Annotated in this window: 22 protein-coding genes; 12 read left to right on the top strand and 10 right to left on the bottom strand. The window is 38.3% G+C overall.

The genetic code is table 11. From position 1 onward, the window contains the following. The first annotated feature begins 3 nt into the window (after window positions 1-3). Together H0S70_RS06640 and H0S70_RS06635 are read left to right on the top strand one after the other, a co-directional pair. Window positions 4-1,005 (top strand): metallophosphoesterase, encoded by a 1,002-nt coding sequence (locus H0S70_RS06640; protein ID WP_188322134.1) that lies wholly within the window; start codon window positions 4-6, stop codon window positions 1,003-1,005. A 69-nt stretch (window positions 1,006-1,074) separates the two neighbouring features. After that, window positions 1,075-2,145: a phytase gene (locus tag H0S70_RS06635; RefSeq protein WP_188322133.1), complete on the top strand. Its 1,071-nt coding sequence runs from the start codon at window positions 1,075-1,077 to the stop codon at window positions 2,143-2,145. Window positions 2,146-2,235: 90 nt separating this feature from the next. Here the strand turns inward: H0S70_RS06635 and H0S70_RS06630 are convergent, their stop codons facing one another. Together H0S70_RS06630 and H0S70_RS06625 are read right to left on the bottom strand one after the other, a co-directional pair. After that, window positions 2,236-2,724: a hypothetical protein gene (locus H0S70_RS06630; protein ID WP_188322132.1), complete on the bottom strand. Its 489-nt coding sequence runs from the start codon at window positions 2,722-2,724 to the stop codon at window positions 2,236-2,238. Window positions 2,725-2,961: 237 nt separating this feature from the next. After that, a complete protein-coding gene (locus H0S70_RS06625; RefSeq protein WP_188322131.1) occupies window positions 2,962-5,103 on the bottom strand; it encodes a S46 family peptidase in 2,142 nt (713 codons plus the stop codon). Window positions 5,104-5,233: 130 nt separating this feature from the next. On the opposite strand from H0S70_RS06625, the gene H0S70_RS06620 reads away from it, so the two are divergent. From H0S70_RS06620 to H0S70_RS06600, 6 genes are all read left to right on the top strand, one after another. After that, window positions 5,234-5,638, top strand: coding sequence for a hypothetical protein (locus tag H0S70_RS06620; protein ID WP_188322130.1), 405 nt, complete (start codon window positions 5,234-5,236; stop codon window positions 5,636-5,638). 19 nt (window positions 5,639-5,657) lie between these two features. After that, window positions 5,658-5,858, top strand: a complete 201-nt coding sequence (locus H0S70_RS14270; protein ID WP_228453818.1) for a hypothetical protein — start codon at window positions 5,658-5,660, stop codon at window positions 5,856-5,858. A gap of 77 nt (window positions 5,859-5,935) precedes the next feature. Continuing rightward, complete coding sequence (locus tag H0S70_RS14265; RefSeq protein ID WP_228453817.1) at window positions 5,936-6,127, top strand: hypothetical protein; 192 nt, start codon at window positions 5,936-5,938, stop codon at window positions 6,125-6,127. 219 nt (window positions 6,128-6,346) lie between these two features. Then, entirely contained in the window at window positions 6,347-8,311 is a 1,965-nt protein-coding gene (glgB, locus tag H0S70_RS06610; protein ID WP_188322129.1) for a 1,4-alpha-glucan branching protein GlgB, read from the top strand. Window positions 8,312-8,348: 37 nt separating this feature from the next. Continuing rightward, complete coding sequence (locus H0S70_RS06605) at window positions 8,349-9,755, top strand: glycogen synthase (RefSeq protein WP_188322128.1); 1,407 nt, start codon at window positions 8,349-8,351, stop codon at window positions 9,753-9,755. 80 nt (window positions 9,756-9,835) lie between these two features. Then, entirely contained in the window at window positions 9,836-10,807 is a 972-nt protein-coding gene (locus tag H0S70_RS06600) for a L,D-transpeptidase (protein ID WP_188322127.1), read from the top strand. 11 nt (window positions 10,808-10,818) lie between these two features. Here H0S70_RS06600 and H0S70_RS06595 read toward each other — a convergent pair whose 3' ends face one another. Then, on the bottom strand, window positions 10,819-11,343 hold the full coding sequence (locus tag H0S70_RS06595) for a hypothetical protein (RefSeq protein ID WP_188322126.1): 525 nt from the start codon (window positions 11,341-11,343) through the stop codon (window positions 10,819-10,821). Next, window positions 11,333-12,691: a peptide-binding protein gene (locus tag H0S70_RS06590; protein WP_228453816.1), complete on the bottom strand. Its 1,359-nt coding sequence runs from the start codon at window positions 12,689-12,691 to the stop codon at window positions 11,333-11,335. The genes H0S70_RS06595 and H0S70_RS06590 overlap by 11 nt, the downstream gene beginning before the upstream one ends. A gap of 54 nt (window positions 12,692-12,745) precedes the next feature. On the opposite strand from H0S70_RS06590, the gene H0S70_RS06585 reads away from it, so the two are divergent. Then, window positions 12,746-15,286 (top strand): phosphoenolpyruvate carboxylase, encoded by a 2,541-nt coding sequence (locus tag H0S70_RS06585; protein WP_188322125.1) that lies wholly within the window; start codon window positions 12,746-12,748, stop codon window positions 15,284-15,286. Window positions 15,287-15,297: 11 nt separating this feature from the next. After that, complete coding sequence (locus H0S70_RS06580) at window positions 15,298-15,648, top strand: DUF2200 domain-containing protein (RefSeq protein WP_188322124.1); 351 nt, start codon at window positions 15,298-15,300, stop codon at window positions 15,646-15,648. 40 nt (window positions 15,649-15,688) lie between these two features. Here H0S70_RS06580 and H0S70_RS06575 read toward each other — a convergent pair whose 3' ends face one another. Then, entirely contained in the window at window positions 15,689-17,293 is a 1,605-nt protein-coding gene (locus tag H0S70_RS06575) for a S8 family peptidase (protein WP_188322123.1), read from the bottom strand. Between the two features lie 314 nt (window positions 17,294-17,607). Between H0S70_RS06575 and H0S70_RS06570 the strand changes: the two genes are divergently transcribed. Next, complete coding sequence (locus H0S70_RS06570; RefSeq protein ID WP_188322122.1) at window positions 17,608-18,732, top strand: DegT/DnrJ/EryC1/StrS family aminotransferase; 1,125 nt, start codon at window positions 17,608-17,610, stop codon at window positions 18,730-18,732. Between the two features lie 48 nt (window positions 18,733-18,780). Then, a complete protein-coding gene (gene galE / locus H0S70_RS06565) occupies window positions 18,781-19,800 on the top strand; it encodes a UDP-glucose 4-epimerase GalE (RefSeq protein ID WP_188322121.1) in 1,020 nt (339 codons plus the stop codon). Between the two features lie 80 nt (window positions 19,801-19,880). Here the strand turns inward: galE and H0S70_RS06560 are convergent, their stop codons facing one another. From H0S70_RS06560 to dapF, 5 genes are all read right to left on the bottom strand, one after another. Further along, window positions 19,881-20,072 carry a type II toxin-antitoxin system RelE/ParE family toxin gene (locus tag H0S70_RS06560; protein ID WP_188322120.1) on the bottom strand — a complete coding sequence of 64 codons (192 nt, stop codon included), beginning with the start codon at window positions 20,070-20,072 and terminating at the stop codon, window positions 19,881-19,883. Window positions 20,073-20,159: 87 nt separating this feature from the next. After that, entirely contained in the window at window positions 20,160-20,396 is a 237-nt protein-coding gene (locus H0S70_RS06555) for a hypothetical protein (protein ID WP_143755868.1), read from the bottom strand. Between the two features lie 248 nt (window positions 20,397-20,644). Further along, complete coding sequence (locus tag H0S70_RS06550; protein ID WP_188322119.1) at window positions 20,645-23,209, bottom strand: TonB-dependent receptor domain-containing protein; 2,565 nt, start codon at window positions 23,207-23,209, stop codon at window positions 20,645-20,647. Between the two features lie 106 nt (window positions 23,210-23,315). Next, entirely contained in the window at window positions 23,316-24,350 is a 1,035-nt protein-coding gene (mltG, locus tag H0S70_RS06545) for an endolytic transglycosylase MltG (protein WP_188322118.1), read from the bottom strand. A 37-nt stretch (window positions 24,351-24,387) separates the two neighbouring features. Next, window positions 24,388-25,152, bottom strand: a complete 765-nt coding sequence (gene dapF, locus H0S70_RS06540; protein WP_031503911.1) for a diaminopimelate epimerase — start codon at window positions 25,150-25,152, stop codon at window positions 24,388-24,390. Window positions 25,153-25,234: the final 82 nt, after the last annotated feature.

Below are 25,234 nucleotides of genomic sequence, written 5' to 3'. Positions count from 1 at the left end.
TTTATGATCAATTTTAAAGTACAATTTAGCCTGCTTTTTTTTCTGGTTTTAAATTTTTTTAATGCTCAAACACCTTTCGAATACGAAAAAGAAACAGGATATAAGGGAAATAATATCCCCGGATTAACCTATATTGAAGACAGTTTCAACTTTCTGGTTTTGGGAGATTTCGGAAGAGTAGGAGATTATTACCAAAAAGATGTTGCCCGAGAATTGGGAAATGCTACGGTGGTTTTAGATGCGGAGTTTATCGTTTCGGTGGGCGATAATTTTTATCCAAATGGTGTTCAAAGCACTCAGGATTATCATTGGATTTCTTCTTTTGAATCCATTTATACCAATCCAAGTCTTTATACAGATTGGTATGTTGCGTTGGGGAATCATGATTATCGGGGGAGCGTTCAGGCACAAATCGATTACTCCAAAATCTCCAGAAGATGGCATTTGCCAAGTCGATATTACAGCAAAACATTTGAAATAGAAAATGGAGAAAAGTTGCTTTTAGTGGTGATGGACACCAACCCATTCATCGAGGATTACCATAAAAGCCCGGAAAAATACGACGGAATTAAGAAGCAAGATACTTTAGCACAAACCAAATGGCTGGAGCAAACTTTGGGAACTTCCGATCCATCAATAAAATGGAAAATCGTAGTTGGTCATCATCCATTATACAGCGGTGGAAAAAGAAAAACCGATAAAAATACTTTAAGTTTCGAAAAGAAATTTGCGAATGTTTTCGAGAAATATAAAGTAGATGCTTATATCTGTGGCCACGAACACGATCTACAAATCATCAAACCAAAAGGAAGAAAAACAGCTCAGTTTTTATCGGGTTCGGGTAGTGAAGTTCGCACTACCGGAAATCGGGAAGGAACCATTTTCGCAGCTGCAGAACCTGGTTTTATGACTTTTTCTATTCTGAAAAATAAACTTTTAGTACAAACGGTTAAAGCCAATGCGAATGGAGCTCAGGTTTTGCATCAACACGAAATCAGTAAATAAATTCCTTTTCGTTTGCAAAAAAAATCTGATGAAAATTTAATTTCTTAATTTTATACCTATTTAATAATAATGAAAAAGATATTTCTGCCATTGTTGGCATCAACTTTAGTTACTCTTTCATGCGCCAGCAAATTTGCGCCAGTAGCAGAAAATGCCCTTCGTCCGACGGCGATCACCCAACCTACACCTAATGATACCGATGATCCTGCAATTTGGATTCATCCAACAGATGCTACCAAAAGTTTAATCGTAGGAACCGATAAAGAAGACGGTGGTGGATTGTATGTTTACGATCTCAATGGGAAAATTATCAACAAATTCATAGGAATGCAGCGTCCTAATAATGTCGACATTGCTTATGGATTACTCATTAATGGGGTTAAAACCGATATCGCAGTAACCACAGAACGCAATGCAAAACGCCTTCGGGTTTTTTCGCTTCCCGATCTTAAACCTATTGATAATGGGGGAATTTCTATTTTTGATGGGGAAATAGGAGAGGAAGTACGCGAAGGAATGGGAATTGCGCTTTACACCAAAAAAACCGGTACAAACGCAATTGAAATTCATGCCATAGTGGGTAGAAAAACCGGGCCTTCAGGAACTTATTTATGGCAATATAAACTCGCGATAACCCCGAAGGGAACTGTAACCGCCGAGGTGATCCGTAAGTTTGGAACCTACAGCGGAAATAAAGAAATAGAAGCCATCGCAGTAGATAACGAATTGGGGTATATCTATTATTCCGACGAAGGTAGCGGTGTCCGAAAATATTATGCTGATCCTGAAAAAGGAAATAATGAGATTGCATTTTTTGCACAAAATGATGCAAAAAGTGATCACGAAGGGATTGCTATTTACAAAACAACCCATACAACAGGGTATCTGCTTGTGTCCAATCAACAAAATAATTCAATGATGGTTTATAAAAGAGAAGGCTCCGAAATGGATCCCAATCATCATCAACTGATCGCCGATATTCCGGTTTCTGCTATTGAGTGCGACGGAGTTGATGCCACCAATGTAAATTTAGGAACCAATTATCCGAAAGGCATTTTGGTTACCATGAGCAACGGAAATGTTTTTCATATCTACGATTGGAGGCTTTTGCAAAAAGAAATCGATAAGGAGGAAAAGTAAAAAAAAGTGGTTAAGTTTACAAAGCTTAATCTATTTTTTTTCATGTAATGTTTGCGGACGGGATAAAAGGGTGATTATTGAGTTTTCCTTTCAAACTTTAAGAAATTTTATTTCGAAAAATCTTATTACGAATATTAAAATTAACCCTCCAATCATAATTAATGGAATTCTAAATTTTGAATTTTGAATTGAATTATTTTCACACTGCAGATTTAAATACTCTTTTGAGTTAGCTTGTATCGATACTATACTTTTAACGTTTTTTGAAAGAAATTTTTCATCGTTGTCAATTCTTAACTCAATTTCTTGATTAGTTTTCACTTCTTGCAGAAATTCTTGAAACTTAAAACATTTAGAGTATTCAGGAATTATTTTTAAAATATTTGAATCATTTTCAATTTCAATATGATATGATATGCTTGTTCTTCTTGCTGATTTACTTTCATAAATCGATTTAAATTTTCCTCTAATTAATTCAGTTTTATTTAATTCAATTTCTTTTTTTTTGAATGTTCGAAACAAAACATAAGTCAAACCAAGTATAATTAAAATGTAGAAAATTATTTTGAATATTTTCACTGAGATTGTTTTTATTAAGGATCTTCGTTGAATTTACAAACAGCCCAGAATCTTTGCAAAATTTCCTTTCTTAGTCTACTCATGAGAATGAATTTTTCAAATCCACACCATTCAAATATATTCATATTCTCTGAAATAAAAAACACTTACCCAAGAAAATAAAAACCTCTTTTAAAGTAATTCCCCAAAAAAAAGAACGCACCACAAGGGCGCGTCCTCTACTAACTATTAAAAAAATTACTTCACTATTTTCATTTCATTGATCAGCCATTTTGCATCGGCGTATTTATCGATCACGAAAAGGATATATTTGGTATCAACCATGATGTTTCGGCTGAAACGTGGGTCATAATTGATGTCGCTCATCGTTCCTTCCCATTGTCTGTCGAAGTTTAGTCCCACAAGATTTCCGTAAGCATCCAGCGCCGGACTTCCGGAGTTTCCGCCGGTAGTGTGGTTGGTTGCGGTGAAATTCACGGGTACATCGCCGGTTTTATCTTTGTAAATTCCGTAGTCTTTAGCGTTATACAATTGGATTAATTTTTTCGGAACATCAAATTCATAATCTCCCGGAATATATTTCTCCATAATTCCTGCGATATGCGTTTGATAACCATAATAAACTGCATCTCTCGGATTGGAACCTTTCACTTGTCCATACGTTACGCGAAGGGTAGAATTGGCATCCGGGAAGAATTTTCGGTCTTTGTCGGTTTCCATTTGTTGAGCCATGAATTTTTTCTGCAATGCATCAATTTGCTGCTGATACGAAGTCACTTTCGCATCGGTTGTTGCTATGTAATGTTCTCTTAATTTGCTGAAAAGCTTCATTAAAGGATCTTTTTTCAGATTTTGAACCAACGCGTTCTGATCTGCAAATACCTTATTGAGGTCGGAATAAGTTGTCGCTCCATTTAATGCGCCACGTCCGGTCATCACGGAATTCTTGGAAAGTTCTTCGATGGTTTTCAGGTTTTGGTTTTCATCTTTATATTGTTCGAAACCTGCTGGTAGAAATTGTTTCGGAGTTTTGTTAGCATAAAGAGCGAGTAATTTCGCAGTCACTTTAGCATCTAAAACCGCATCGTAATCTTTATAAATTGCAGCAAGTCTGGCTTTGAAATTTTCGGCAGTTTTGGCGTCCATTTTCCCGGATTCCACGGCTTTTACGAAATTGTAATAGAAGTTTGCAAGGGTTAATGTTTCTGCATTTCTCAAAACTTCCGAGTAATATGCTTTGTTCAGGTTATAAGGAGCTTGCTCGGTATAAAGGCGGTTCAACTCATCGATGGTCGGTTTTATTTGAGCATTTTTAGCGATTAAATTTTGCTCATAATTCTTCTTTTTACTTACTGCATCAGATTTTTTTAAACCTTCTACTTCGCCAATCCATTTCTTCCAGTAATTGGCTACGGAAGCGTATTTGGAAGCGTATTTAATCCTGGTTTCGGCGTCGGTACGCATTTTTTCATCCAAAGTTTTTAATGCCACTTCACGCACCGAAATCATTGCAGGATCGGTTTCGGTCATAATTTTCTCTACCGCAATTGCTGGTAAATATTCGGTTGTTCTTCCCGGAAATCCGAATACGAAAGTGAAATCGTTTTCTTGTTTGTCTTTAATGGAAACAGGCAAGAAATATTTCGGTTTGTAAGGGATATTGTCTTTGGAATATTCCGCGGGTTTATTATCTTTATCCGCATAAATCCTGAACATCGAGAAATCTCCGGTATGTCTTGGCCACACCCAGTTGTCGGTATCAGAACCGAATTTTCCGATGCTTTGTGGCGGTGCTCCTACCAAACGGATGTCTTTGTATGTTTCAATGATGTAAGCGTAATATTTATTACCGTAATACATCGGTTTTATGGCTACTTTTTGCCAAGATTCCAACTTGAATCCGGCTTTCACGGTTTCTAAATTCTTACTGATAAGTTCCTGAGCTGCTTTAGCATCCAAGTTTTGGGTTCCTGCTAAAACTTCATTCGTTACTTCTTTGATATCAGCGATGAAATCTACGGTTACACCGGGATTCGGAAGTTCTCCATTTTGATTTTTTGCCCAGAAACCATCACTCAAATAATCGTTTTCTACGGATGAATGCTTCTGGATTTGCCCGTAACCGCAGTGGTGATTGGTAAGCAACAAACCTTGAGGCGAGATGATTTCTGCCGTACAACCGCCATTAAATTGTACCACGGCATCTTTAATACTAGGTTTTGAAGGATCAAAAATCTGTTTTGCCGAGATTTTCATTCCTAAATCTTTCATCTCTTTTTCGTTGAGTTCGGTGGGAATCCACATACCGCCGTATTGCTGTGCAAAAGCCATTACTGCGGGAAAAAGTATTGCGGAAAGCAATAAGTTTCTTCTTTTCATTTTTTAAAATTTGCCTTAAAAGTAAGGAAATTTTAGGAATCGGAATTTTGATCACGAGCTTTTCAATGAATTAGAAACTGAAATATTGCGGTCTTGTGGCATCACTTTTGAAGTTCAAACGGAAAAACACATGGAAATCATTGCGGAACAGTTGCTAAAATTGTTGATCCTCGCCATACCGGTCGCATGTATTGCATGGACCGTCACCCACGAGGAGATTTTTAGGGAACCAAGGGAATTTTGCATAGAAAAATCGCAGAGTTGCCGAAAATTGTATCAAAGGAAATTTTTTTATCTAATTACCTGCGAGTATTGTTTTAGCCACTATGTAACGCTTTTTTTCTTGTTAATTACTGGTTTTAATATTTTTTTTGATGATTGGCGAGGCTATTTGGTGGCTTTTTTTATCATCGTAATGGCTGCAAATATTTATATGAGTTTGTTTGCATATCTAAGGCAAAGTTTAAAACTAGAAAAAATAGAAGCTAAATTGAAAGACAATGAATGGCATGAAGTGAAAGAAGAAATTAAATAAATTATTAAAAAAATAAACAATGGAAAATACAGAAAGACTACAAAAATACCAGTATGAAAATTATACGGTAGTTACCAATTTTGAAACCTATCAGGATGTCGTGGATTATGCGAACGCTAACAATGGTGAAATTATCGAAGTAGGATTTACAGATGGTTCGGATAACCCGATGCCTAATGCTGCAGGAAATTTACTTGCCGAAAAAAAACGTTTAAGGTAGGTCTAGATCCTGAATATGAAGTTTTATATTCCTACGATGAGCGTTTCCAGGAATTGGCGGAACAAATTTTGGAACAAATGAAAGAAAAAGAAAATGATGTCGCTCCCGAAGATTGGCTTGCGGATCAGAATATTGCACAAGGCGACCGCATTATCATCATGAAAGACGGCGAGGTGAACACCGTAACCACTAGGGAAAGAATTAAGTTTCTCATGCGAGGAAATCTTTATGAACTCGCGGTGAAAGTACCATCGGAGAAAGAAGATTAATCCAAAATAGCATCGGTTTTTAAACTGATTCAAACTCCCGTTTAAGCTGTTGAAATTGCAGAATAAACGGGATTTTTATTAGAATTAGGTACAGTAAATTATTATTTTATATTTAATAATCATTTCTCAGATTTTTCCCTGAAATTTAAATATATTTGAAGAGACAATAGGCTGTGAATAAAATGCCTTTAAAATAACCTTTCAGAAAACTCCGTCACCATGGAAAAAGTTCTCCCTTACTCGCTATTTACAGACGACGATATCTATCTTTTCCGTGAAGGAAAACATTACCAACTCTACGATAAATTCGGTGCTCATACCTTGGAAGTTGAAGGAAAAAAAGGAGTTTATTTTGCGGTATGGGCACCTCATGCGAAAGAAGTTTCCGTGGTAGGGAATTTTAATAATTGGCATTCCGAATCGCATAAACTTTACCCGAGATGGGATGGTTCAGGGATTTGGGAAGGTTTTATTTCCGGGTTAAATTGGGGCAATATTTACAAATATGCGATCCGAACCAACACCGGAGTTCTGCTGGAAAAAGGCGATCCTTTTGCCCTGAGTTGGGAACAGAATGTACAAGCCAGTTCGGTAATTTCAACCAGTTGGTATGAATGGAACGACAAAAATTGGATGAAAGAACGCTCCAAAAGGAACAGTTTGGAAGCTCCAATGTCTGTTTACGAAATGCATTTGGGATCTTGGATGCGCGGCGTGGACGATCCGGACCGGTTTTTAAGTTACCGAGAAATTGCAGAAAGATTGGTCCCTTATTTAAAAGAAATGAATTTCACCCATGTGGAATTTATGCCCGTGATGGAATATCCTTACGATCCGAGTTGGGGTTATCAAATCACCGGATTTTTCGCAGCTTCTTCGCGTTTCGGTGCACCACAGGATTTGATGTTCCTTATTGATGAGCTTCATCAAAACGGAATTGGGGTCATCCTCGATTGGGTGCCCTCGCATTTTCCGGGAGACGCGAACGGACTTCATTTTTTCGATGGAACTTATCTTTACGAACACGAAGATCCTAGGAAAGGTTTTCATCCCGACTGGAAATCTCATATTTTTAATTACGGAAGACCGGAAGTGCGCTCGTTTTTGGTGTCCAATGCGATGTTTTGGCTCGACCGATATCATGCCGATGGATTGCGCGTAGACGCGGTAACTTCAATGCTTCATCTCGATTATTCCAGAAACGATGGCGAATGGGAACCCAATATTTATGGAGGCAATGTGAACCTAGAAGCTAAACAGTTTTTGCAGGAATTCAATACTGCGGTCTATAAACGTTTCCCGGATATCATCACCATTGCTGAAGAAAGTTCAGATTTTCCGATGCTTACCAAACCGGTTCACGATGGTGGAGTAGGTTTCGGAATGAAATGGATGATGGGATGGATGCACGATACCTTAAAATATTTCAAAGAAGATCCAATCCATAGAAAATATCAGCATCACAAAATTACATTTGCATCCATGTATATGTATAATGAAAATTATATGATGCCGCTTTCTCACGATGAAGTTGTACACGGAAAATCCAGTTTAATCTACAAAATGCCGGGCGACGAATGGCAGAAATTTGCTAACTTGCGAGCACTCTATACGTATATGTTCACCCATCCGGGAGCCAAACTCTTGTTTATGGGGAATGAATTTGCACAAACCAGCGAGTGGAATTTTAAACAAAGTCTCGATTGGCATTTGTTGCAATATCCGATTCATAAAGGATTACAAACTTTTGTAAGCGATTTAAACCACCTCTACACCAGCGAACCTTCTTTGTACGAAAATCAGTTCAATTGCGACGGTTTCGAATGGGTAGAAGCTAATGATGATACAAATTCCATTTATATCTATCTGAGAAAAGGAAAAAATGAAGATGAAGTAACGATGACGGTCCTCAACCTTACTCCAAGAGTTTTCGATTATAAAATTGGTGTGAATGAAGGAACCAACTGGGAAGTAATCTTAAATTCTGATGATAAAAAATACGGCGGAAGTGGCGTAATCGCTGAAATTGTAGATGAACAAGATGATGAATGGATGTATCGACCGAACTCCATCATTCTGAAATTACCACCTCTTGCCGGCGTCGTACTGAAACAGAAAAAAACAGTCAAAAGAAAACCCAAAAAAAGGGTTGAAGTGCAAGATAGCTCACCGAAAAAAGACTAATCAGCTTTATATTTACCTGTAACCGTAAACTTTTTAAATGAAAATATTTAACCTTTCCATTGAATGTTATCCTGTTGCTAAAGTAGGTGGTCTTGCCGATGTTGTGGGAGCTTTACCGAAATATCTCAACAAAATTGAAGGCGTGGAAGCCAGCGTGATCATGCCTTGGTACAATAAACCTTTTGTGCACGACCACAGTTTCGAAATTGTTTTTGATGGCTGGATCCACCAACGCCGACAAATGTTTCAGGTACAAGTGATGAAGGAGCGCTCGAAAGTTTTGGGTTTTGATTTGTATTTGGTGAAAATTCCCGGACTTTTAGATCGCGACAATCCCTACGGATATTGGGACGAAAGTCAGCAGTTTCTGGCATTTCAGCATGGGGTTTTGCATTGGCTTTCTGCGATGGAAATTAGGCCGGATATTTTGCATTGTCATGATTATCATACGGGTTTGGTGCCTTTTATGGTAGAATATTGCCCGGAATTCAGTTTTTTAAAAGGTGTTAAAACCGTAGGAACCATCCACAATGGCGAATATCAAGGAAAAATGAGTTGGGAAATGACCAGTTATATGCCTTGGTTCTATGGCGAAAACTGGGGACTTCTCGATTGGGACGGATACATCAATCCTTTGGCGTCAATGATTAAATGTTGTCACGCTTTCAATGCTGTTTCTGAAGGTTATTTGAATGAATTATTTCATAGTTTTCATGGTTTGGAAGTGCTTGTGCGCAATGAAAGTTCCAAGGCGTACGGAATTATCAACGGAATCGATGTGGAAGTTTGGGATCCCGCAACCGATCCTTTCTTGGATTTTCATTATTCCCGAAAAAATGCGCAAGAAGGTAAACTTAAAAACAAAAAAGAGATCTGCAAAGAATATGGTTTGAATGAAAATTTGCCTTTATTCAGTTTTATTGGTCGGTTTGCCGGTGAAAAAGGTGCCGATTTGCTGCCCGAAATTGTATGGAAAAGCATCCAACAGACTTATGGCGCCATCAATATTATGGTTTTGGGTTCCGGCGATCCGCATATCGAACATGAATTGAGTCATCTCAACACTTCATTTGCCAATTTTTCACTCGATTTGGGGTATAAAGAATATCTTTCGCATAGGATTTATGCATCTTCCGATTTCTTGTTGATGCCTTCGCGGGTGGAACCTTGCGGACTCAACCAAATGTATGCGATGCGTTACGGAACCATTCCGATTGTAAGATATACTGGCGGTTTGCGCGATACAGTAGAAGATATATCAACCGGTGGAAGCGGATTCAATTTCGGTGCAGCAACTGCCGATGATGCGGTTCATGCGATGCATCGGGCGCTTTTTGTTTACCGACAACAAGAGCTGATGAAAGATTTGGTGCAAAAGAATATGAGTTATAATTTCTCTTGGGAAAAATCAGCCGAGAAGTACATGGAAATGTATCGACGCTAATTGAATTGCTGATTTTCATGGATAAAAGTTCAGGAAACTTCTAGAAACGCTTTGTTTATGGTATTATTCTTGCAAAGTTCATGGGAAAAAAGTATATGTTCGCAGAAAAATTGAAGAATTTACCCTTACTTGGAATTGCATTAGCTTTAGTGTTCACGATTCTTGTACAATGTAAAAAAAACAAAGAAATAGCGGACCAATCTACTAATCAACCTCTTCCTCAGAAAAAAGATTCGTTGGTGGAAACTGCAGCTCCGAAACCTGCAATTAAATATACCTCAATGATTTTCTCTGCGAAAAAAAAAGATTCTGCAATGGTGGCTTTCAATAAACAATTTTCCGAAGAAGATCGTTACACCATTTTGGCTTTAAACCGTCTTGATTCTAAAAATAAATGGCGCGCTGATACACTTGCTATTCCCGATAAGATAGATCATACTTTGATGATGTATTCGCCATTTCCGACCCAGTTGGATGTACTGAAAGAAGTGAAGAAAATGGTCTTTTTCTCTTATCCAATTCAAGCTTATGCATTATATGAAAACGGAAAATTGATCAAATGGGGACCAACAAGTATGGGCAAAAAAGCTGCGCAAACCAAGCGTGGACTTATGTTTGCGAATTGGAAAAAAGAACTCGCCATTTCTACCGTCAACAGCTCTTGGAAATTGCCTTTCAATTTTAATATTCATAATACTTTGGGAATTGGTTGGCATCAGTACGATTTGCCGGGTTATCCGGCTTCGCATTCTTGTTTGAGACTACTGATGAACGATGCTAAATTCATGTACAACTGGGCCGATCAATGGATTTTGAATAAAGGCGGAGCGACCGTAAAAGCCAACGGAACGCCGGTAATCGTCTTTGGAGACTATCAATGGGGTGGAAAAAAACCTTGGAAAAACCTTATTTTAGATCCGAAATCCAATGATATTTCCGTGGAAGAACTTAATAATATCATCAATCCACATCTTGAGAAAATCCTCGAAGAGCAAAGAAATAGGGAAGAAGTGGTTGCGCAAAAACCTACGGAAGTAAAACCTGCAGCTTAAAATTTTAGTTTTTAATGTTCAAATTGTAGAATTGATTTCTCCGCAAAATCCCGAAGTTTTCGCATTTCTTCTCTGGCTTGGTATTGTCCAATTTTAGTAGCAAAATAAGTTAAAGCCAAGAAAAAAACGGTGAAAAATGACGCTGAAAGTGCCCAAGGAAAATCGTTGCTATTGATTTGTCTTTCCACAAACCACATCGTGATGAAAACCATCCAAAGAATACTTCCAATAAAATAAAGAAACATAAAAAATGTCCAAACGGCGCTTGTAGGCCCAAAAATTCCGCGAATTAAAGTCTTATTTTCTTCGGAATCGTGTTCGGTTCTTAGCGACAAACAGGGTTTCCAATAGTAGTCTTGTTCGCTTTTCACCATGATTGTTGCGGTTTCGGAATTGATGTTTCCGGTGTAGTGTTCTGATTGATTTTTGAGAAATTCTTTCAATATCTCCACATATTTTTCACGGGTGATCTCGGTGTAAATTTTAAACCTTGGACGCGAACGTATTTGATCTAAAACGGATTCTTCAATTTTCATCTTGGTAAGGAATTGGATCTTTCAATATCAATTTAAATATCATGGTTTGGCCACCTCGTTCAACCTCGAAATTCACTACGGTTCCATCATTACCTTTCATTAAATCATTGATTTTTTGTAAAGTATAATCTCCCGCTTTCTTCTTGTTGATACTGATAATTTTATCATCTTTCCGAATTCCGGCTTCGTAGCAGAGTGCTTCTCTTCTGCATCCGGCGACTGAATATTTGGGTTTCAAAACAAAATGATATTGGAAATTTTCTTTTGCGGAATAAACATTTTCTTCTTCATTTACCTGGTTGTTTTTGGTGGTTTGCAAGGTAACCAAATCTCTGTCCCAGGTCATCCCATCGTGGCGAATGTCTAATCCACTTTTATTAAAAAGAAATGGATCGTTGAAATGTTTGTTTTTTTTAAGGTAAATCTTATTTTCCGGATAATTAAATACTACTTCAAAGCGCCTCATAATATCGCTTCCTATAGAACCTTTTCGGTTGGGAACCAGCTTCAAATTTTGAATCGAATATTCATCGGGCATGGCAGTTAATGGTTTTTCGAAAGCAAAATCGCCAAGATAAATTCGGTGAATCCTACTTCTTTTTCCGAAAATATCCCCGTTGAAACCCTGTCCTAAATAATCATCAATATTTGGGCGGTTGTACACAAATTCCTTGATGAGTTTCGGGAAAAGCCACACTGCATCGCTATTTCCCAGATCAATTAGCATTTTCGATTCTACGCGAGTTGAAGTCATTTCTACTCCTGCCATAATGTAAGGTTTATTGCCTTCAACAGTAGTGGGAAATTCGGCGTGTCTTTTTACTTTCTTTTTAAAAAGCGTTTGGTCTTGGTAAACGGTGATTTTTTTGGTGAGATAATTGATCGAAATCGGATGATTTTTAAAGAAATGATAACCAATGATTCCGTTCACTGGAATTCCAACATGCGAGGAAAAATTGATGCTTTCGTCAAGAATAATAAAGATTTTATGATTGAAATCTTTATAATCTTTTCCTATTTTCACGATGTTATTCTCCGAACTCAAACCTTCGATATCTCCGCTTTCACCCAAACCGGAAAACTTAACTTTTTCGATGTCGTTAAAATTGATTTCTTTATTGTCCAGACTGAAGAGAATCGTTTCATTTACCCCTGAATCCAGCAGAAAAGTAAGGTTAACGCCATTGATGTTTAAAGGAACAAATATTAAATTATTGATCAACTGAAACGGGATTACTGTTTTCTTGTCATCGGTAATTTCGAATCCCTTTTGCCCGAAAGAAAAAGCAAATGCAAAAAGTAATAAAAGAAAACAGCGTTTCATTGATTGAAGATACAATAATTTCATCAATTTGATTTAAAATCATCAAAATAAGTACATTAAAAATCCTAAATTTGTTCTATGCAAAACGAAGCAAAAACAGAAAGATTCCGACAAATCGTCGAGAACAAATTCCAAATCTACAACTCACTTTTCATGAGTTTGCCTTATGATAAAATGACCAATATCGGCATGCTGCTCCCTTTTTTATATGAAGAAAGCAGGATCGGATACGAAAAAGGTTTGAGTCCGGAAGAGATTGTAGAAGAGTTTTTCGGTAAACACACTGATTTGGTTTCCGAAGAACAAAAAACCGAACTTTTGTTCAAAATCATCCAATATATCGAAAGACAAGTGGTGCTTTTTGACAGTATTGAAGACGCTGCTTTTCCGCAATTGCATTCTGTGAATGAGGCCGGAACTTTATCGCATCTCCACGATCGGGCGGTGCAAGAACATCAATTGGAAGAAACCCGAGAAAAAATGCAGGATTTTGCCGTAAAAGTTGTTTTTACAGCGCATCCCACGCAGTTTTACCCGAACTCGGTGCAAAGAATTTTGCATGATCTTCGGTCTGCAATAATGAAAGATTCTGTTACAGAAATCGATATGCTTTTGCAACAGTTGGGTAAAACGCCTTTCCTGAATCGGGAGAAACCCACACCGCTAGATGAGGCAATGAGCATCATTTTTTACCTAAGATATGTGTATTATGATTCGATAGGCGAACTTTATAGTAGCATTAAAAACACCTTTGGCAATCAGCATTTTGTTCCTCCCCAAGATATTTTTCAATTAGGATTTTGGCCGGGAGGTGATCGAGATGGAAATCCCTTTGTCACCGCGGAGATCACGAAGCAAGTAGCACAAGAACTTTATACCTCAATTTTGAAATCTTATTATGCGCATCTGAAAAATTTGCGTAGAAGGTTAAGTTTCCGAGGAGTTTCGGAAGTTTTGGAAACTTTGAGTCACGAACTTTATGAAGCCATCTTTCGAGATCAGAATATCAGTGCCGTACAAATTTTAAAAAGATTAAAAGAAGCAGAAAAAATCCTCAAAGAGCAACACAACGGACTTTTTAAAAATCTGTTGGAAGATTTTCAGGATCGGGTGAAGATTTTCGGAACTCACTTTGCAACCCTCGATATTCGCCAGGACAGCCGCATTCATCAGCAGGTAATCGATGAAATTATTGTGAAAAAAGCAGGCTTTACATCAGAAAATATTTCTACGAAGGAAAAATTGAAGTGGCTGCTGGAAACCGATGTCGTCTTGGATCCCAACGATTTCGAAGGCATTACCAAAGATACTTTGGAGAATATTTTCAACATTAAAAAAATTCAACAGAGAAACGGCGAACGAGGACTCAGCCGATATATTATTTCCAATTCGGATGAGGTTAAGGATGTCTTAAATGTTTTCGGAATGTTCAGACTTTGCGGTTATCGGGAAGAGGATATCAATATCGATATTGTTCCGCTTTTTGAAACGATGGAAGGTTTGGATGCCGGTGAAAAGGTGATGAAAGAACTCTATGAACTTCCTATTTATCGAAAACATTTGGAAAGACGCGGAAATTCGCAAACGATTATGCTAGGTTTTTCCGATGGAACTAAAGATGGCGGTTATTTGAAAGCCAATTGGGAAATCTATGAAACCAAAGAACAGCTGACCAAGATTTCTAATGAAAACAATATTAAAGTCATTTTCTTCGACGGACGTGGCGGCCCACCGGCAAGAGGTGGCGGCAAAACCCACGATTTTTACGCCTCTCAGGGGAAAACTATCGCCAATAACAAGATAGAACTTACGATTCAGGGACAAACCATTACCAGTGTTTTCGGCAATAAAGATCAGGCGAAATATAATTTCGAACAACTGTTAACTGCCGGAATAGAGAATGATGTTTTTAAAAATTCAAAAAAAGATTTAACTGAAAAGGAAAGAAAACTTATTCAGGAATTGGCGGAAATTAGCTTCAAGAAATACTCAGATTTGAAGGCGCATCCGATGTTTGTACCGTATTTGCAAGAGATGAGCACTTTGGAATATTACGGAAGAACCAATATAGGTAGCCGACCAAGCAAAAGAGGTGGCACGAATGAACTGAAATTCGAAGATTTGCGCGCGATTCCGTTTGTAGGTTCGTGGAGCCAGTTGAAACAGAATGTTCCCGGGTTTTTCGGGTTTGGTTTTGCGTTAAATGAGCTTAAAAATCAAGGTAGATTTGATGAAGTTCATGCGCTTTATAAAGGTTCAGATTTCTTTAAAACTTTGGTTTTAAACTCGATGATGAGCATGAATAAATCGTATTTTCCGCTTACTTATTACATGAAAAACAATGCGAAGTTTGGCGGTTTTTGGAATATTTTGTTTGATGAGTATCAACTTTCAAAATCCATGATGTTGGAACTTACCGGATTCAAAATGCTGATGGAAGAAGATCCACTTTCTAGAAAATCAGTGAAAATTCGGGAGAAAATTGTGCTTCCGCTACTGAGTATTCAACAGTATGCTTTAATGAAAATTCAGAAAAAAGAAGGAAATATCGAAGCGTACGAAAAACTTGTGATGCGTTCCTTGTTCGGGAATATTAATGCAAGTAGAAATTCGGCGTAAATTATTTGAATATGAACAATAATTCCCGCGTTTATCGAATGTCTTTTGCCAGTGTTTATCCACATTATATTGCAAAAGCTGAAAAGAAAGGCCGCACAAAAGCGGAGGTTGACCAAATTATTTTCTGGCTCACCGGCTACGATGAGAAAATGCTGAAAAAAATCATCGACGATAAAACAGATTTGGAGAATTTCTTTAATCAAGCTCCAAAAATGAACCCGAATATTTCGAAAATCACCGGTGTCATTTGCGGTCATCGAGTAGAAGAAATCGATGATCCGATGCAAAAAGTTCGTTATCTGGATAAATTAATCGATGAATTGGCAAAAGGAAAAGCGATGGAAAAGATTTTGAGAGCATAAAAAAAATCCGACTCACCACTGAGTCGGATTTTCTTACTTTTTACTGCTTAATAATTTTCTCGATATACTCGTTCTTGTCCGTTTTTATTTTTAAGAAATAAATTCCATTAATCAGTTTTTCGATATTATGATTTTTTTCGCTCGAAAGATTTTGAGATTTTCTGCCCAAAACATCATACAATTCTACCGAAACAATTTTCTCTGTAGTTTTGATTGTGAAAGTGGTACTTACCGGATTCGGATAGATTTTAATCGAAGATTTGCTAGCGTTTGCTGTCGCTAATTGCGCTTCAGTAAGCGATGCTCCGAAATTCAGAATTCCGTAGCCCATCGGGTCGGTATGGTTTGGATATAATGATGATTTTTGTCTTAAAATATCTTTCACATCATCTAAAGGTTTAGTAGGTACCGCTTGTAACAGACACGCCACACCGCCCGCTGCAAGAGGAGTAGCGAAGGAAGTCCCGCTGCTTGTGGTTGCGCTGTTATTGTAAGCCATTGCGGTACTGGTTCCTCTTGCGCTTGCGTCAGGTTTAATGAGGCCTAATGCATTTGGCCCGTAAGATGAAAAAGAAGAACTCGCCCCACTGGAAGTTACTCCACCGATGGTGAAAACTTTTTCGTTATCGGCAGGAGTGATGATGTAATGCCAAGAGTTTTGAGCTTCATTCCCGGCTGCTGCAAGAACGAAAATTCCTTTTTCAGCTGCGATATGTGCAGCTCTTGCGATAAAAGAAGTGCTGCCATCCATATCAGAGTACAGTAAATTGTAGCGGCTGTCATCAAAATCGTAATATCCAAGAGAAGTTGTGATGATGTCAACGCCTTTTCTGTCGGCTTCTTCAGCAGCCTCTGCCCAATAAATCATTTCTTCCGGGATCTCATTTGCAGCGTCTTCGGATGCGTAAAGGTAAAAATCGGCATCTGGAGCTGATCCAACATAAGAGTTTTCAATATAACCTGCGATTACTCCTAAACAGTAAGAACCATGGTTGTTTAAGGAAGTATTGTAAATATCAGTGCTTTTGTTCACGAAATTATAGCCACCTTTAATTTGTCCGTTGTTGCGGATTCTCGCGTAAGCAGATCCGGTGTTTACTCTCGGAAATCCGGTATCGATAACGGCAATTGTTACTCCTGCTCCGGTATATCCGGCAACGTGTAGCGGACGGAGATTGATTTGGTTAATTTGAGCAAGTCCTGTTCCGTAATTGAATTCGGTTTTTCCGAGCGTATTCTTGAAAACCTCAAATTTATCCGATTTTTTTACGCCTTGTTTTCCTCCTGCAGGATGTTTGATAAAACTTTCTACTGATTGAACATAACTTTGAGCTTGTAACGAAGCGATTTGCGAAGCAGTGGCGTTTACCGCAACTCCGTTCATCCACTTCGAATAATCGGTTACCGTGAAGCCAAGATTCCTGATATTTTGAACGTAGGACTGTTCCAGCGGCGCATCCTGATCATTCAGCGCGATGCCGTATTTTGTGCGTCGGTCGAGTGATTTCTGGGAAAGTTCGGAAAGCGGATTAGCATAAAAAGCAGCTTTATTTGGCTTATCCTTAAAGAATACAAAAACAAGTTCGGTTTGCGCGCTGACAACAGCGAAAGGTAAAATAATTAAAAAAGATAATATTTTTTTCATAAAAAATAAGATTGATGAATTTTAACAAAATTAGGAAAAAATTGAAAATTGATTATTAATATGAGAAATATATTTGAATGAATTTGCTCGAATGTGTTTTGCATTGTTTATTTCTTAATTGGATTTACTACTATTCATAATAATACCAATATTTCCTAAAGCAAGTTCAAGCGATTTAGAAATGAAATATGAAAACAAAAGGAGTTTTAATTTCCCTGAAAATTTAATTTTCTTAAATTTGAGCAAATATTTTTTTAGAAACCTAACCCAACAGGAAAGGTAACCGATTAAAAAAAATAAAAATAGAAAAACCTATGAAAAAAATTCAGATGGTTGACCTTCAAAGTCAATATTATAAGATAAAAGCTGATGTCGATAATGCCGTTTTGAATGTACTGGATTCTGCAGCATTCATCAATGGTCCGGAAGTGAAATTTTTCCAAAATGAATTGGAGCAGTATCTCGATGTAAAACATGTAATTCCCTGTGCGAACGGAACCGATGCGCTTCAAATTGCGTTAATGGCACTTGATTTAAAGGAAGGCGATGAGGTGATCACTGCTGATTTTACCTTTGCAGCGACGGTAGAAGTGATTCATCTGCTGAAACTGAAATCTGTTTTGGTGGATGTGAATTATGATACGTTCACCATCGATCCAGAGAAATTGAAAGCTGCGATTACGCCAAGAACAAAAGCGATTATTCCCGTGCATCTTTTCGGACAGTGTGCCAATATGGAAGAGATTTTGAAGATTGCCAAAGAACATAACCTCGCCGTAATTGAAGATAACGCACAAGCGATCGGCGCTGATTTTACCTTTGAAGACGGAACTGTAAAGAAATCCGGAACCATGGGTGTGATGGGAACAACTTCTTTTTTCCCTTCCAAAAATTTGGGATGCTACGGCGATGGCGGTGCTATTTTTACTAATGATGATGAGTTGGCGCACAAACTTCGCGGAATTGTAAACCACGGAATGTACGAAAGATATTACCACGATGAAGTGGGCGTGAACTCACGTTTAGATAGTGTGCAAGCGACCGTTCTTAGAAAAAAATTGCCTCTTTTGGATAATTATAACGAAGCAAGAAGAAAAGCTGCGGATTATTATGATGAAGCCTTCGCCAATCAGCCTAATATCCTAGTTCCAGCAAGAGCGGACAATTCAACGCATGTTTTTCATCAATACACCTTGCGAATCCTTAACGGAAAACGCAACGAACTACAGCAGTTTTTAGCGGAGAAAGAAATTCCGGCGATGATCTATTATCCGGTTGCGCTTAGAAAACAGAAAGCCTATTTTCAGGACAGCGACGACAAGGATTTCGTGAACACCGATAAACTTTTAGGTGAAGTAATCTCGCTTCCGATGCATACTGAACTCGATGATGAGCAACTGAAATATATTACTGATGCTGTTTTGGAATTCTTCAAATAGTAGATCATTCAACTTTAAAAGCAATCAAAGAATATTTAAAAACACAATATGACGATACTCGTTACCGGCGGACTCGGCTATATCGGTTCACACACTGTGGTAGAACTTTTAAACAACAATTTCGATGTCGTTATTGTTGATGATTTATCCAACTCGGAAAGGTTTATTTTAGAAAACATTGAGAAAATAGCAGGGAAAAAGCCTGTTTTTTATCCTTTTGATTTGAAGAGGAAAGAATTGCTCACTCAGGTTTTCGATGCGCATAATATCGAAGGATGCATCAATTTTGCTGCGTTCAAAGCGGTGGGAGAAAGCCAGGAAAAGCCAATCGATTATTATGAAAATAACTTGTTTTCTTTGATCAATATTCTTCAGGAATTTAAAACAAGAAAGATTTCCAATTTTATTTTTAGTTCGAGCTGCACGGTTTATGGACAAGCAGACCAGATGCCGATTGATGAAGAAACTCCGCTGAAAATGCCAGAATCTTCTTACGGGAAAACCAAACAAATGGGCGAGGAAATCCTGAAAGATTTTGCAACGGCTCATCAAAGAAAGATTTCGTTGTTGAGGTATTTTAATCCAATCGGGGCGCATCCGACGGCTTTGTTGGGCGAGTTGCCAATTGGGGTTCCTAATAATTTGGTTCCTTATGTTACGCAAACTGCATCCGGAATCCGCGAAAAGTTGAATATTTGGGGAAATGATTATCCGACAGAAGACGGTACCGCGATTCGCGATTATATTTATGTGGTGGATTTGGCAAAAGCCCATGTGAAAGCTTTGCAAAAACTGATCGCTTCTGATGAAGCAACAGTAATCGATATCTTCAACCTCGGTACGGGGAAAGGTTCGTCGGTTTTGGAAGTGGTGAAAGCGTATGAAAATGCGAATAATGTAGCGGTTCCTTACCAGATTTGCGACCGTAGAGCAGGAGACATCACGATTGCTTATGCCAACGCTGATAAAGCAGAAAGAGAATTGGGCTGGAAAGCTGATACGAGCTTGGAAGAAGCATTGCGAACGACGTGGGAATGGCAGAAATATTTGGAATCTAGGTCGGTATAACGATTGGAAAATAGAATAAAGGAGTTCGGTAGGTTTACCGGACTTTTTTTATGGGCGGATGGTTTGGGTGATTGTTTTTCTTAAATTTTTAAGGTATCTGGATTTTTACTTCCATTTCTGATGGTAAGAATATGTAAATCTCCATTTTGGAATTCATAATACAAGAGGTATTTATAAATCACCTTAATGTAAACATTGTCAATATCTGTTTTCCTTCCGATTTTTGGGAATTCTAAAATTAGCTTTAGTTGCTCATCAATAAGGAAATTCAATTTTTAAGCTAAAAGTGTTGGATTTATTCCGGTTGACCCAATATTCTAGAATTTCTAGGAGTTCGTTTTGCGCTTTTCTCGACCAAATTATTTGTTTAGCCATTTTTGAATTTCATTTTGGAAATCATCGTTGGAGATGGATTCTCCGTTGGCGATTTGGGTTCTTGCTTCAGCGACGATTTGTTTTTCCTCGTCATTGGTGATGTATGGGGAATTTTCTGATTCGAACTTCAGCATCTGCATGAGTTCTATCAGTCGAACTTTATCGGTTATACCGGCGATTTGGGTTATTAAATCTATTTTTAAATCTGCAGTGCTCATCATTTGGAAATTTTATTGGATAAAAGTAGGAAAAAAAAGTGATTTTTAATTGATGGGATTTCCAGTAGGTTTTGGCTAAAGCCGATTTTGTTTTTGGGGTTTTTATGTCGGGCTAAAGCCCGAAGCTATTGATGAACTCTCTCTTTTTGAATTCGGTTGGGGTTTAATATTGAAATTTTGAAAATCTTTAAACAAAAAAAAATCCGACACTGTAGCCGGATTTTTTTGGGTTGATCGAGGGATCGGTATTGTTACATCGGTACCTGGTCTTCGTCGCCGGAAGCATTGTTGTTGATGTCTTTTTTGCGTTTCGGCTGTTCCACTTTGTCACCTTGTTTGAAACGGTAGCTTAGCGACACGCTAAACTGTCTCGGTTGCCACTGCATATAATTATACTGCGAGTAGGATGGGGTGGTCACTAAACTCTCTCTCGAACGGGTATTGAAGATATCCTGAATATTGAAAGAGATGGTTCCGTTGCCTTTCCAGATCGTTTGGCTGGCTCCTAAATTTACAGCATACATAGCTTTTCTCTGCGTAGAAACTGTATTCTGAGCACCGCGGTAGAAACCTTGGATTTGGAAACTTGTGGTTTTGGTTGGTTTGAAGGTATTGGTCAAACGGAATCTGCTCGAAAAACCATCACCGGAGAAATCAAAATCTTCGTATGATCCATCGCTTTTATACCCGAAAATATCCGCACTTGCCATGATTTTCCACCATTTGAATGGGTCATAGGTCGCATTTAGGTCTAAACCGTATTGGGTTTCACTTCCGGCATTTACCGGCATGGTGTAGAGTACGGTATTTCCTTGTTCATTCAAGCCGCTGTATTGATACATGTTCACCTCATCTTCAGATTTTTTGAAGTATAAAGTTGGGTTAAGGGAAAATTTGCTTTTCGATAAACTGTATCCCAATTCGAAAGAATTTTCGTAGGTAGGATTCAAATCCGGGTTACCGCTAAACAGGTTTCTGTTGTTGTTATACGACATGAAAGGAATCAAGAAGAAAGATCTTGGGCGGTTGATTCTTCTGGAATAATTCAACAATAATTGATTGTTTTTGCCTAAATCGTAACTTAAAAATACGCTTGGGAAAAATTTTAGATAATTCTTTTCTACATTCTTTTTTTCTGCATCGATAACTCTTTGGAAATCAACGTTAATATTCGTGTTTTCCGCTCTTAAACCGACTTGATATCCGAAATTTTCTATCTTACTTTTGAACTGTGCATACCCTGCAAGGATATTTTCATTGTAGAATGTATTGCTCGTAAAATTAGGCAAAACACTTACAGGTCCGTTGTTTTGGCTTTGATCCACGTAGTAATCATAGTCGTTTTTATTGGCGTCAAATCTTGCACCGGCTTCCAATTTCGAAGCTTCTCCGATAGGCAATTCATAATCGGCTTTTGCCAAGAAAGTGGTGTTGATGGAATTGGTGATGATATTATTTATCGTATTGGTGGCGATATCAAACTCGTTATCGTAGCCATTTTCGGTGATTAGAGAAGTTCCGTCGCTTTTGTTTTTTTGGTAGCTGGTCGCTAAGGAAAGCAACTGCCCTTTATCGCCAATTTTTTGTTCGAAACCAAGATCTGCCTGGAAGGAATTATTGACATTGGTTCCGGTATTCAACCGATTGGTGTATTGCTCCTGAAGAGTATAAGGTACGTTCGGATAACCGGTTGCGTTTCTGTCTTTAATGATAACATTGTCGAAATAATCGGTCTGTCCTGTGGATTCATTATTAAAATTTCTGAACATTACGGACGCGTTCAAGGTCGATTTATCGGTTACATCTACCACAAAACCGGTCGTTACGTTGTAGTTTTTGTTTTCTCCTTCGCTGATTCCGTTCTGGATTGATCTCATTGAAAAACCATCATTCAAAGTCTGCGGATCGAGGTAAGAATTGAAATCGGAGTTGTTCTTCGATTTGTTTCTGTTGTAGCCACCACCACCGTTGATGTAGTAAGTCCAGGCGCCTTTTCTCCAGCTGAGGTTGGTGTTCAAACGGGTATTTGGTAAATAACCTAAAGTTCCTTCTACACTTCCGTTGAAACCTACTTTTTTAGATTTCTTCAAGATAATGTTCAGGATTCCAGCGGTTCCACTGGCTTCGTATTTGGAAGAAGGATTGGTAATCACTTCAATTCTTTCGATTTGGTCGGCAGGGATTGATTGTAAAGCATTCGCACCATCATCAATTCCGAGCATGGAAGAAGGTTTTCCGTTGATGAGGAAACGAACATTGGAGTTTCCACGCATAGAAACTGTTCCGTCGGTATCCACATCCACTGAAGGTACGTTTGCCAAAACATCCTGTAGGTTTCCACCTTTCGCCACGATGTCGAGGGAAGGATCGTACACTTTTTTATCGATTTCCACGCGGTAAGGTTTTACGGCTTGCGCAGTAATTACCACTCCTTGGATGTCTTGCGTTTTGGTATTGGTTACAGCAGCTTCAGCTTCCACTGAGAAATTTCCCAAGTTGCCCGCTGCGGTAATCTGTCTGTTGAGGGTTGATTTTTTAAAGTCGATGGCCTCGATGATGATGTCGTAGTTTCCGGGCATCAAATCGAGTTTGTAATCACCTTTTTCATCGGTTAAAGTAGCATCGCTATTGAGCTTGCTCGCTTTGTTGTTGAAACTAACCGAAGCATAAGGAACCGGCTGGTTTTGTTTGTCAACAATCTTTCCGGAGACGTTTACTTTCTGTTGTGCGAAAGCTAAACTTGCAGCTCCAAGGACGAATACAAGTCCCAAAGTTCTTTTTCTAATAATTGATGAAATCTCAATTCTGTCTGTCATATCTTTAGTTTATACTTCTATTGATGATTTTAATGGAAGCGGGTTAAGTAAACAATGCTTTAGTTGCCGTTAAATTTTTATTAATTTAAAAACTGTTGAAAGTTTTTTACTTGATGTTTTTGGAGTTCAGCCATTCCTGGTAATCGCGTGCATTTTTTGCATGTTCCGTATCACTTGCGGTGAAGCGGTGAAACCCGAAACGGTTCGGATCTGCTGCCATGAAAATGTAATTGTTCTTTTCAGCGTTTAATACCGCGTCCACAGAACTTTTGTCGGTTACGCATATCGGTCCCGGCGGAATTCCCGCGTTCGCATACGTATTGTAAGGAGATGGATGTTTCAAGTGTTTATAAAGTACCCTTTTGATCGGTGTAGTGAAGTTTGAATCTTTATTGATGGCATAAATCACTGTGGGATCACTTTGTAGTTTCATGCCTTTTCTGTAACGGTTCAGGTAAAGTCCGGCAATTGTTTTTTGCTCGTCGGGTTTTCCTCCGGATTCTTTGTAAACAATGGAAGCGAGAGCATAAATTTGATCTCTGGTGAGTCCGCTTTGGGCTTCTTTGGCTTTTCTTTCGGCGGTCCAGAATTCATTGTAATCGTCTTCAAATTTCTTGAAGAATTCCTTTGGAGTTACCGTCCAGAAGAAATTGTAGGTATCGATAAAGAAATATTTTTTAAGATCTTCCGCATTATTGTAACCTTTCTTTACAGCAATTTCATTGAAATCTTTTACAAATCGCAAGGAATCGAGTTCGGTTTTACGGGTAACGCGCCCCACCATTTGGTACACATCTCCGAAATCGCCGATGCGATAGGTGTTTTCGGTTTGGTTTCCGGCTTTTATCATGTTTACCAAATTCGTGTTGCTGGTTCCGGAAACAATTCGATAGCGCCCCGCTTTGAAGTAGTGGTTCATGCTTTTGCTTTTAGCTACTTGAACAAATTGCTCTTTATTCTTCAAATAAGGCGAAATAGAATCAACAATAGCATTGAAGTTGGCGGTGTGAGGAATGAGGATATAACCTTCTTTTTCCACGTTGTTGCCGTAATATTTGCTATAATATTGGTAGCCGAAAAAACTACCGATAAGAATGATGATGAGGGCGAAAATTGCAAAAACGGATGCGCCTTTTTTCATAGTTTAATTGTCTGTCTTTTAATGCTTTGAAAAAAAATTATATATTTATTTTCCCTTTAAATACTTGTTTCGCAGGACCTTCGAGCCAAATATTATGGTAGGAATTTCCTTGTTTATCTGCATATACTTTCAATTTTCCACCGAGAACTTTTACCTGTACAGCTTTTTGGCTTTTATCTTGTAAAAACACCAATGCTGCAGCCGTTGCTCCGGTTCCGCAACTGAAGGTTTCATCCTCTACGCCGCGCTCATAGGTTCTCACGAAGATTTCATCATCGGAAATTTGCTCTACAAAATTCACATTGATTCCTTCCTTTTGGTAAGTCGCTGAATTTCGGATTTCGTTACCATGTTGGTAAACTTTATAGTGATTTAAATCCTTTACAAACTGAACAAAATGTGGGGAACCTGTGTTCAATACGGAATTTTCACCATCTTGAAGGATACGGTCTACATCAATCATTTTTAGTTTTACGATGCCGTTGTGCATTTCCGCTTCATGCATTCCATCGATTGCCTGAAATTGGGTTTTATCTTCGAAAATATCGAGAAAGTGGGCAAAAGCAACGATGCATCTGCCGCCATTTCCGCACATGGTACTTTCGTTTCCGTCGGAATTGTAATACACCATTTTGAAGTCTGCGTTTGGATCCGTTTCCAAGAGGATTAAGCCGTCGCCACCAATGCCGAATCGCCGGTCGCAAAGTTGTTCAATTAATTCTTTTTCTTTGGGAAACTGCAGGTCGCGGTTGTCGATCATTACAAAATCGTTTCCTGTGCCTTGGTATTTGTAGAATTCCATCTCATGAAAATTTGAACCGACAAAATTACGATATTTTGAATCAATTTATATTCAATAATTTTTAGAAAAAAAAAGAGAACTT

Origin of the sequence: Chryseobacterium manosquense, from assembly GCF_014623485.1 — a bacterium.
GTDB classification, from domain to species: Bacteria; Bacteroidota; Bacteroidia; order Flavobacteriales; family Weeksellaceae; genus Kaistella; species Kaistella haifensis.
Note: the sequence above shows the minus strand (reverse complement) of the source record. Positions and strands in the feature narration are given on the sequence as shown.

Coding starts and splice junctions, on each gene's coding strand:
- mltG (WP_188322118.1), bottom strand. CDS start 24,350: ATGAAAAAAGGCGCATCCGTTTTTGCAATTTTCGCCCTCATCATCATT.
- H0S70_RS06605 (WP_188322128.1), top strand. CDS start 8,349: ATGAAAATATTTAACCTTTCCATTGAATGTTATCCTGTTGCTAAAGTA.
- H0S70_RS14265 (WP_228453817.1), top strand. CDS start 5,936: ATGAAAGAAAAAGAAAATGATGTCGCTCCCGAAGATTGGCTTGCGGAT.
- H0S70_RS06570 (WP_188322122.1), top strand. CDS start 17,608: ATGAAAAAAATTCAGATGGTTGACCTTCAAAGTCAATATTATAAGATA.
- H0S70_RS06635 (WP_188322133.1), top strand. CDS start 1,075: ATGAAAAAGATATTTCTGCCATTGTTGGCATCAACTTTAGTTACTCTT.
- H0S70_RS06640 (WP_188322134.1), top strand. CDS start 4: ATGATCAATTTTAAAGTACAATTTAGCCTGCTTTTTTTTCTGGTTTTA.
- H0S70_RS06620 (WP_188322130.1), top strand. CDS start 5,234: ATGGAAATCATTGCGGAACAGTTGCTAAAATTGTTGATCCTCGCCATA.
- dapF (WP_031503911.1), bottom strand. CDS start 25,152: ATGGAATTCTACAAATACCAAGGCACAGGAAACGATTTTGTAATGATC.
- H0S70_RS14270 (WP_228453818.1), top strand. CDS start 5,658: ATGGAAAATACAGAAAGACTACAAAAATACCAGTATGAAAATTATACG.
- H0S70_RS06625 (WP_188322131.1), bottom strand. CDS start 5,103: ATGAAAAGAAGAAACTTATTGCTTTCCGCAATACTTTTTCCCGCAGTA.
- H0S70_RS06595 (WP_188322126.1), bottom strand. CDS start 11,343: ATGAAAATTGAAGAATCCGTTTTAGATCAAATACGTTCGCGTCCAAGG.
- H0S70_RS06580 (WP_188322124.1), top strand. CDS start 15,298: ATGAACAATAATTCCCGCGTTTATCGAATGTCTTTTGCCAGTGTTTAT.
- H0S70_RS06575 (WP_188322123.1), bottom strand. CDS start 17,293: ATGAAAAAAATATTATCTTTTTTAATTATTTTACCTTTCGCTGTTGTC.
- H0S70_RS06600 (WP_188322127.1), top strand. CDS start 9,836: ATGGGAAAAAAGTATATGTTCGCAGAAAAATTGAAGAATTTACCCTTA.
- H0S70_RS06555 (WP_143755868.1), bottom strand. CDS start 20,396: ATGATGAGCACTGCAGATTTAAAAATAGATTTAATAACCCAAATCGCC.
- glgB (WP_188322129.1), top strand. CDS start 6,347: ATGGAAAAAGTTCTCCCTTACTCGCTATTTACAGACGACGATATCTAT.
- H0S70_RS06550 (WP_188322119.1), bottom strand. CDS start 23,209: ATGACAGACAGAATTGAGATTTCATCAATTATTAGAAAAAGAACTTTG.
- galE (WP_188322121.1), top strand. CDS start 18,781: ATGACGATACTCGTTACCGGCGGACTCGGCTATATCGGTTCACACACT.
- H0S70_RS06585 (WP_188322125.1), top strand. CDS start 12,746: ATGCAAAACGAAGCAAAAACAGAAAGATTCCGACAAATCGTCGAGAAC.
- H0S70_RS06590 (WP_228453816.1), bottom strand. CDS start 12,691: ATGAAATTATTGTATCTTCAATCAATGAAACGCTGTTTTCTTTTATTA.